Genomic DNA, 8,515 nt, shown 5'->3' with positions numbered 1-8,515 from the left:
CCGCGGCCCGCCACCGCCGAACCCGCCGCCGCTGTCGCTGCGCTCGTCCTCGATATTGTCGCTCTGACGGCGGCCTCTCCAAAGCATGGCAACTTCCTCGCAATGCAGATGTTCTGGAAGGTCCGGCCGAAGACCGCCCCCTTCAGACAATTATCGCAACGGTCACGCCGAGTCACAGCATTTTTGCTGACCAAAAGACCGCGCGTCCGGCTCCAGATGGGAGGAGAATTCAGAGCTTTTGTTTCGACCGGTTTCGGCCTCGGTCTTTGCGCTCGTCACGAGCCGCCGCCTGTCTCAACCCGTTGGCCGCTTGCTAGCCCTTCGTGGTCCGTGCCTGTTCAACGCCCGTCGCTTCCTCCCTTCCACGCGATCATCGCGCAACGTCAGGAGCAACGTGCGTACCGTTCGGCGGTTCCAGCGACTCGTCGGTCGGGAAGTTTAACGCTGGCGGGGCTCAGCGTGTCGTCATCGCCCTGCGAAATGCATCCAGCGTCTCGGCGCTGACATGGTGCTCGATGCCCTCGGCATCGATCCGTGCCGTCTCGGGGCTGACACCGAGCGAGCGCAGGAAGGCTTCGACAGTCTCGTGACGGATGCGGCTCTCCTGCGCCACCTTGCGACCGGCGTCCGTGAGAAACACCCCGCGATAGGGTTTCCTGGACACCAGCCCGTCGGCGCAGAGCCGTGTCAGCATTTTTGCCACGGTGGGTTGCGCGACGCCAAGCCTGGCCGCGATATCGACCTGACGGGCCTCGTTTCCGTCCTCGATCAGATCGGCGATCAGCTCGACATAGTCCTCGACAAGCGCGCTGCGGCGCGCTTCGCGGGTCTGCCTGAACCCTTCCGAATGGATTTCGGCATCAGGAAGCGGCTTTTCGCGTCGAACTGGTCTGTTCCTCAGCGCCAATACGCGCTCCTTCATGGCTGAATCGGCTCCGCACTCATAGCACGGACCGTGGTGCCCTGGCCGTTTATTTGCATTCCCGGGTCGGCGCAACCCGGCGTTTGCTGCTGCACGCGGCGCCCTATCGGCGTGCATCACAAGAGCTTGAACAATGAAGTATAGCCTGTTGCATAATGTTCAGCCTTAGCATACATAGTGGCGATCCTCGATACCCTTCCAGCGGACCCCCCGATGTCAGAAGCAGTGTCCCGTCCCTCGTGGCAATTTGCCCGCTCCGATGAGACTGAGCAGCCCAGTCTGCGCGAGGTCAATGCCTCGATCAGGGTGCCCGACACCGGTCTCTGGTTCCGCCGCCTGTTCGCCTTCATGGGTCCCGGCTATATGGTCTCGGTCGGCTATATGGACCCGGGCAACTGGGCGACAGACCTCGCCGGCGGCGCCCAGTTCGGCTACACGCTGCTTTTCATCATCATGCTGTCGAACCTGATGGCGATCCTGTTGCAGGCACTGGCCGCCCGCCTCGGCATCGCCACCGGCCGCGACCTCGCGCAGGCCTGTCGCGCCTATTATCCGCGTCCGGTAAATTTCCTGCTCTGGATCGCCTGCGAACTGGCGATCATCGCCTGCGACCTCGCCGAGGTGATCGGCACGGCGATTGCGCTGCAGCTCCTGTTCGGCATCCCGCTGATCGGCGGCGCCGTCCTCACCGCGCTGGACGCCTTCCTTGTGCTGCTGCTCATGAACAGGGGCTTCCGTTATCTCGAGGCGTTCGTCGTCGCGCTCCTGATCATCATCTTTGGCTGCTTCGCCATCCAGATCTTCGTCGCCGCCCCGCCCGCAGGCACAATCCTGCATTCGATGTTCGTGCCGTCGTCCCAGATCGTCACCAACCCGACGATGCTCTACATCGCCATCGGCATCATCGGCGCCACCGTGATGCCGCACAATCTCTACCTGCACTCCTCGATCGTGCAGACCCGCGCCTATGAGCGCACCGATGCCGGCAAGCGCGACGCCATCAAATGGGCGACCACGGACTCGACCATCGCGCTGATCCTGGCGCTGTTTGTCAACGCGTCCATCCTGATCGTCGCGGCAGTGGCCTTCCACGGCACCGGGCACCAGGATGTCGCCGAGATCGGTCAGGCTTTCGAATTGCTGTCGCCGCTGTTGGGCTTGAGCATTGCCTCGATCCTGTTCGCGGTCGCGCTGCTCGCCTCCGGGCTCAACTCGACGGTCACCGCCACGCTTGCCGGCCAGATCGTGATGGAAGGCTTCCTGCGTCTGCGCATTCCGCAATGGGCGCGCCGCCTGCTGACGCGCGGCCTTGCCATCGTCCCCGTCGTGATCGTCACCGCGCTCTACGGCGAAAAGGGCACGGCCCAGCTCCTGGTCTTCAGCCAGGTCATCCTGTCGATGCAGTTGCCCTTCGCCGTTGTGCCGCTGGTGCAGTTCGTCTCGGATAAGAAGAAGATGGGCAGTTTCGCCATCTCGCGCGGCGTCGCCGCACTCGCCTGGGTAGTCGCGGCGATCATCCTGGTGCTCAACTTCAAGCTGCTCTTCGACACATTTGCCGGCTGAGTTCGAGCCGCGACATCCCGGCCGGCCGCGCTATCTTCTGAAAGCATGACCGTTTCGGACGACGCCCGAAAATTCTACGCCAAACTGATGGCCGCGCATGCGCGCTCCGCCGATCCCCGCATCGAGGAGGCGTTCGCCTCCGTGCCGCGCGAGGCCTTTCTCGGCCCTGGACCTTGGACAGTCTTTGCCGGCGACGGAGCGTTCAAAACCCCGACTGCCGATCCAAGCTACATCTACCAGAACGTGCTGGTGGTGCTCGATGCCGACAAGGGCATCAACAACGGCGAACCGGTTCTGCACGCCATGTGGATCGGCAAGGTCGAACCGAAACCCGGCGAAGCCGTCACCCATATCGGCGCCGGTACCGGCTACTATACCGCGCTGCTGGCAAGGCTGGTCGAGCCCAGTGGCAGCGTCACCGCCTTCGAGATCGAAGCGGATCTCGCCGCGCAAGCCAAGGTGAACCTCGCGGCCTATGGCAATGTCGAGGTCGTTGCCGGCGACGCTGTCGCCGGCCCGCTACCGCCCTCCGACATCATCTATGTCAATGCTGCCGTCATTGCCCCGCCCCCTGCGTGGCTGAGGGCGCTCAGGCCCGGCGGCCGGCTGATCTTCCCCTGGCGGCCGGCGCAGCGTATCGGCCTCGCCGTGCTGGTCACCCGCATGCAGGCGGGGTTCGCCTGCCGGCCCTTCATGGGTTCCTGGTTCATCCCTTGCGTCGGCGCCTCCCTCGCCGGCCCGGAGGCAAGAGTGCCAACCCGCGAACGCGCCAGCCGCACGCGCTCGATCTGGCTGACCGAAGACAAGGCGCCCGATCGAACCGCCACCGCCGTGTTCGGCGATGTCTGGTTCTCGTCCCGCGCCATGCGCGCCGACAGCGAACGATAGAAATCTGCGGAAGCCTGTGTCGGAACGCAGGCTTGTCGCCCGTCCTTAGGACGAAATCCGGCCGCGACGGCGCGGATCACGAAAAGGGAGAAGACAGATGCGCAAGACCATCGCCGCCACATTCGTCAGCCTCGACGGCGTCATGCAGGCGCCAGGCGGCCCGGAAGAGGACCCGGTCGGCGGCTTTCAATTCGGCGGCTGGACCTTCCATTACTTTGACGAGGTGGCGGGCGAGGCAATGGACGAATTGTTCTCCAAGCCCTTCGCCCTGCTGCTCGGTCGCAGAACCTATGACATCTTCGCCGCGTACTGGCCGTATCAGAAAGATCCGATCGCAGATGCCTTCAACCCGGCGACCAAATATGTCGCGACGCATCGGCCGGATAGCCTGACCTGGCAGAACACGCAGCCGCTTGGACCAGACGTCGTTGCCAGGCTCAGGCAGCTCAAGCAGGAAGACGGACCCGATCTGCTCATCCAGGGTTCGGGCAATCTGATCCAGACCCTGCTCGCCAATGGGCTGATCGACGAGATCCGGTTGATGATCTTCCCGCTGTTGCTGGGCAAGGGAAAGCGCCTGTTCGGCGATGACGCGATGCCCGCCGCCTTCAAGCTCATCAAGTCGCAAACCACCAGCACGGGTGTCATCATGGCGACCTATGAACGTGGCGGCGGCGTCAAGACCGGATCTTTTGCGACAGAGCAGCCTTCCGAAGCCGAGCTCGAACGGCGCAAGAACTGGAAGTAGCGCCAAGGTTCCTCGCCCCCAAAGCGGGGGCGAGGAACGAAAAGTGTCGCTCACGCTGCCCGGCGATGCCGCGCCAGACCCTCGCGGATATGAGTGGCGAATGCCTCTGCCGTCCGCGTCACTGTATGCTTCGGCAGGTGCAGGTTGACGGAAAAATTCGGCAGCGCCGGTAAGTCGGCGTCGGACAGGATGTCGAGGTCGGCCGGAACCGTCGAGGCGAGCCAGGTGGTCACCGCAAGGTCCGACCGTACCGTTGCGGTCGTTGCGTCGATGTTGCCGTTCTCGAACACGGTGCGCCAATCGAGCCCGTGCGTGCCGAGCGCCGCCAGCACCGCGGGACGGAAGGCGCAGCTATCCGCGACCATGGAGACCGGCAAAGGCCGCTTCAAGCGCGCCGAGCCGCCTCTGGCACCGACCCAGACCAGCCGGTCGACCAGTAGGCACTCGCCGGCCGTCGGACCGGCCCGCTCCTCGATGACGGCAAGGTCGATCGTCCCTGCCGCCAGCGCCGCCGCGAGTTCCGGCGAAGAGGCGCAGACCAGCGAAATCTCCACCTGCGGATAGGCTTCAGCGTAGGTTTTCAAAACAGGTTGCAGCAATGTGCCGACAAGATCGTAGGGCACGCCGATCCGCACCCCGCCGGCGACCGCCTTGCCGCTTATCTCCGCCAGGATCTCGTCATTGAGCCGCAAGAGACGCCGGCCCTTGTCGAGCAGCCGTTCGCCCGAACGCGTCAGTCTCAAGCCGCGGCGGTCGCGCTCGAACAACATCTGGCCAAGGATCTCCTCCAGCCGCTTGATCTGCTGGCTGACGGCGCCCTGGGTCAGATTGAGGGCGTTGGCCGCGGCCGTCATGCTGGCTTTGTCGGCCGTCGTCACGAAGGTGCGGACAAGTGTGGTGTCGAGATCGCGGAACATCGCTGCATTATAATCACTAATGCAGACCATATCCAACATTGCATTTACTGATAGCGCCCAGCGCCTAACATGCAGGCTCCTTCCACCGTGGAGGCTTTGGATGACCGAAACCATCATCCCCCTTGTCCTGTTCGCGTTGATCTCGACCTCGACGCCCGGCATCGCCACGACGCTGTCGACGGCATCCGGGGCGCAGTTCGGCTTTCGCCGATCGGTGCCGCTGATGGCCGGCAGCGCCGCGGGACTGGCGTCAGTAGCGGCGGCGGGTGCTGCCGGCCTGGCCGGGCTGATCGCCGCCGTCCCCTCGCTCCAGCTTGCGATGAAGATCGCCGGCTCGCTCTATCTGATCTGGCTGGCGATCAGGATCGGCCGCAGCGGCCCGCCCAAGCTCGACGTGAGCATGGCTAGGCCGAACAGCTTCTTCGGCGGCGCCGGGATTCAGTGGATGAATCCCAAGGGTTGGGCAATGGGCCTGGGTGCGGCCGCTTCCTTCGCGGCGCTTGCCGACGGCCCCTTGCAGTTGGCATTGCTGCTCGGCGCCGTGTTCGGCCTTGCCGCGGCCGTCTCGCTGTCGCTCTGGTGCGTAGCCGGCACGCTGCTGGCACGTTTGCTCCGAACCGAGCGGCAATGGCGCGCGCTCAACATCGTGCTTGGCCTGCTGCTGGCCGCCTCCATCCTGCAGATGTGGCGGCCAGCCTGAGACCGGCAAGTCCTTCAGGTTTGCGAAGTCTATTCCGCCGGCATGGCGACCGGGCGGGCGAGCGCGCGACCCGCGAGCACCACACCCAACCCGACGATCGGGAATACAGCCGCGACCAGACCGAGATCGGCCGGCGCGCCGAAGCGCAGCACCGCGCCCCCGACCACCGCGCCAAGGGCGACGCCGAAATAGAGCGCCGAGGCGTTGAGCGAGAGCACGATCGGGGCGGCATCGGGCGCTATTTTGATGATCCGGCTCGCCTGGGCCGGCGGGAAGGCCCAGCCGACGATGCCCCACGGCACCATCATGCCCATCAGCGCCGGCCCGGCGATCGAATGCGGCAGGAAGGTCGGGATCAGCGAGAGGGTAACGAGCATCGCTGCGCTCAGCCCCAGCGACCAGCAAACCGTGCGCGCCGCGCCGAAACGGTCCGCCGCCTGGCCGCCGGCGATGTTGCCGATGACGGCGCCAACGCCGAATGCGAGCAGCATGCCGGGAAGCGCCAACGGACTGAGGCCGCCGCCCTCGATCGCCAGAGGCGCGATGAAGGCAAAGACGGTGAAGGCGCCGACCAGCGCCAGCACGGTCGTGACCAGGATCGGCAACACGCCGGGACGGACCGCCGCCGCGAGCCGCGCCTTGAGCGGCAGCCTGGTGCCGACAATGCCGCGCGGCAGCCGCCACCACAGGATCGCCCCGGCAAGCGCGCCGAGGCCGGCAATGGCGAAGAAGGTGCCGCGCCAGCCGGCAATCGCCGCCACCAGCGCGCCGAGCGGCGCGCCGACCGCGACCGCCACCGTGGTGCCGCCAACCACGACCGCGATGGCGCGGGCCCTGTGATGGTCGTCGACCAGCGCCACGGCGGTGCCTTGCGCGGTTGCCGCGAACAGGCCGGACGACAGCGCCATGACGATGCGTGCTAGGAGCAGCAATTCGAATGACGAGCTTAGCGCCGCGACAATATTGCCGATGACGAAGAACACCAGCGTCCACAGGATGACGCGCCGCCGGTCCCACTCGCCGGTCAGCGTCGCCAGGATCGGCGCGCCGATCGCATAGGCGAGCGCGAAGGCGGTGATCAGCGAGCCGGCGAGCGGAACGGAGATGCCGGCATCCGCGGCGATATCGGGAAGAAGGCTGGAGATGACGAAGCCTTCGGTCGAGATCGCAAACGATCCGAGCGCAAGCCAGAAGATCCGCTTGTCCATGGGATATGTCCAATTGTTCAAAAGTTATTGAACAATTGGACATGAAGGGGCATGATGTCAACGGAACTTGGGCAAATTAGCGGAACCCTGCTGACAGCCCTGTGTCAGGACGGCGTAGAAACCGGGAAGCTGCGTAACCAAGCAAGAAGCGGAGACGCGTTGAAGTTGGTGCCGTTTGCGCTTAATTCTCAGCCATGACCTTGCCTCATCCGACCGCCGATCAGATCAGCCTGCCGATCGTGCTTGCCGTGCTCGGCGACCCGACCCGGCTGGCAATCGTGCGCTTTCTCGCCAGCAAGGAAGGCGTGCCGATGAACTGCGGCAAGTTCCTCGACCTCGCCTCCAAGACCAATCTCAGCTACCACCTCGCCAAGCTGCGCGAGGCGGGCGTCACGCGCACCGAAGCGGTCGGCACCAGCCGGCTGATCACCCTGCGCCGCGACGACCTCGACAGGCGCTTTCCCGGCCTGCTCGACAGCGTGATCGCGGCCGCCGGCGAGGACAAGGCGCTTCCAGCGGTCGGCACCGCCGATGCGGAGATCGACGCCTGATGCGCATTGCCGTTCTGGCCGATATCCATGGCAACGTGCTGGCCCTCCAGCCTGCCGGATCGCGTTGTGCGGCAATAGCCATCGCAGCGAGCTCATCCGCATTCCCGCCGGCGCATGTCTCTGAGCAGGACAGCCGGCATGCGCGCTACGGCATCGTCGAGATGGATGCCTCCCGGCCGCTCCGAGGCGATCGCCATCGCCTACGACCATGAAGCTGCCGCAAAGCAGGCCGAACAAGCGGACGACTGGAATGGGCGCACGCGCCGCGGACCGGATTTATAAAGATTGAGCGAAGCTCATATCCATGATTGAGCGAAGCTCATAATCTGATTGAGCGGAAACGCCAGGATTGCAGTGCATTAAGGATGAAGCGTAAAGTCACGCTCCGATCGACATTGCTGATCGCCGCTCCTTTGCTGCTGGCCGCCGTGCCGGCTTTGGCCCAGGACGCGCCAGCCACGATCATTTCAATCATCGGCGGCCTTGCGCCGGACGATCTCCTCAACATCCGCGCCACCGCTTCACCAGATGGAAAGGTCGCGGCGCGCCTGCCCAACGGCGCAGCCGTGAAGAATTACGGCTGCAAGACCGTCAATAACTATCCCTGGTGCAAGGTCGAGGACACGCAGGACGCGCATATCGTCGGATGGGCGCCGGCCCGCTATCTCAGCCCCAACAACCCGGCCCCGGCGCCCGAGGATGCAGCCGTGCCGGCAACTGAAGCCCGCCCGCCACAGGAAGCGAACGCGCCCGAGCCCTCTGAAGAACCGCAGCCGGACATCGCCGCGCGCCTGGGTCGCAGCGAGCCGGCCGATCCGCCGTCCGCGGCCGATATCAGCGCCGTCGCCATGCAGGATGCCTACGCCCTCGCCTTCGCCGCCTCGGCAATCACGGAGTCCGACACCCCTGCCCCAGACGCCGCCGACGGCATCCCCTGCGCGCGCCGGATCGGCCAGCCGATGACCCGCTGCCTGATCAGCGTCGCACATGAGGCCGGCGACAGCGTCGTGACCGTGAC

General features: G+C 65.1%; 11 protein-coding genes. 7 read left to right on the top strand and 4 right to left on the bottom strand.

What is annotated here, in order from left to right:
- Together EOA49_RS28050 and mntR are read right to left on the bottom strand one after the other, a co-directional pair.
- Positions 1 to 87 (bottom strand): neutral zinc metallopeptidase (locus tag EOA49_RS28050; protein WP_164749302.1); only part of this gene is annotated, 87 nt, incomplete at its 3' end.
- Positions 88 to 454: 367 nt separating this feature from the next.
- Positions 455 to 907 (bottom strand): manganese-binding transcriptional regulator MntR, encoded by a 453-nt coding sequence (gene mntR, locus EOA49_RS28045; RefSeq protein WP_067327157.1) that lies wholly within the window; start codon positions 905 to 907, stop codon positions 455 to 457.
- Between the two features lie 228 nt (positions 908 to 1,135).
- On the opposite strand from mntR, the gene EOA49_RS28040 reads away from it, so the two are divergent.
- The 3 genes from EOA49_RS28040 (at position 1,136) to EOA49_RS28030 (ending at position 4,121) form a co-directional block, all read left to right on the top strand.
- Complete coding sequence (locus tag EOA49_RS28040; RefSeq protein ID WP_095801618.1) at positions 1,136 to 2,485, top strand: Nramp family divalent metal transporter; 1,350 nt, start codon at positions 1,136 to 1,138, stop codon at positions 2,483 to 2,485.
- Between the two features lie 45 nt (positions 2,486 to 2,530).
- A complete protein-coding gene (locus EOA49_RS28035) occupies positions 2,531 to 3,373 on the top strand; it encodes a protein-L-isoaspartate O-methyltransferase (RefSeq protein WP_127215859.1) in 843 nt (280 codons plus the stop codon).
- 97 nt (positions 3,374 to 3,470) lie between these two features.
- Positions 3,471 to 4,121 carry a dihydrofolate reductase family protein gene (locus EOA49_RS28030; RefSeq protein WP_127243477.1) on the top strand — a complete coding sequence of 217 codons (651 nt, stop codon included), beginning with the start codon at positions 3,471 to 3,473 and terminating at the stop codon, positions 4,119 to 4,121.
- 50 nt (positions 4,122 to 4,171) lie between these two features.
- On the opposite strand, the gene EOA49_RS28025 is transcribed toward EOA49_RS28030, so the two are convergent.
- The gene (locus tag EOA49_RS28025; RefSeq protein ID WP_127241365.1) at positions 4,172 to 5,038 is read right to left on the bottom strand and encodes a LysR substrate-binding domain-containing protein; all 867 of its coding nucleotides are present in this window, start codon (positions 5,036 to 5,038) and stop codon (positions 4,172 to 4,174) included.
- A gap of 100 nt (positions 5,039 to 5,138) precedes the next feature.
- On the opposite strand from EOA49_RS28025, the gene EOA49_RS28020 reads away from it, so the two are divergent.
- The gene (locus EOA49_RS28020) at positions 5,139 to 5,738 is read left to right on the top strand and encodes a LysE family translocator (protein WP_127241366.1); all 600 of its coding nucleotides are present in this window, start codon (positions 5,139 to 5,141) and stop codon (positions 5,736 to 5,738) included.
- 29 nt (positions 5,739 to 5,767) lie between these two features.
- Here EOA49_RS28020 and EOA49_RS28015 read toward each other — a convergent pair whose 3' ends face one another.
- On the bottom strand, positions 5,768 to 6,946 hold the full coding sequence (locus tag EOA49_RS28015) for an MFS transporter (protein ID WP_127241367.1): 1,179 nt from the start codon (positions 6,944 to 6,946) through the stop codon (positions 5,768 to 5,770).
- Between the two features lie 194 nt (positions 6,947 to 7,140).
- On the opposite strand from EOA49_RS28015, the gene EOA49_RS28010 reads away from it, so the two are divergent.
- The 3 genes from EOA49_RS28010 to EOA49_RS28000 all read left to right on the top strand — a co-directional run.
- A complete protein-coding gene (locus tag EOA49_RS28010; RefSeq protein WP_067326737.1) occupies positions 7,141 to 7,497 on the top strand; it encodes a helix-turn-helix transcriptional regulator in 357 nt (118 codons plus the stop codon).
- On the top strand, positions 7,497 to 7,709 hold the full coding sequence (locus tag EOA49_RS33770) for a hypothetical protein (protein ID WP_245307585.1): 213 nt from the start codon (positions 7,497 to 7,499) through the stop codon (positions 7,707 to 7,709). Before EOA49_RS28010 ends, EOA49_RS33770 begins: the two co-directional genes overlap by 1 nt.
- 183 nt (positions 7,710 to 7,892) lie before the next feature.
- A partial coding sequence (locus EOA49_RS28000; RefSeq protein WP_164749301.1) for an SH3 domain-containing protein occupies positions 7,893 to 8,515 on the top strand: 623 nt, incomplete at its 3' end.

The organism is Mesorhizobium sp. M1A.F.Ca.IN.020.04.1.1 (assembly GCF_003997315.1).
Classification (GTDB): Bacteria; Pseudomonadota; Alphaproteobacteria; order Rhizobiales; family Rhizobiaceae; genus Mesorhizobium.
The sequence above is the reverse complement of the archived record's forward strand: the minus strand, read 5'-3'. Positions and strand labels throughout refer to the sequence as shown.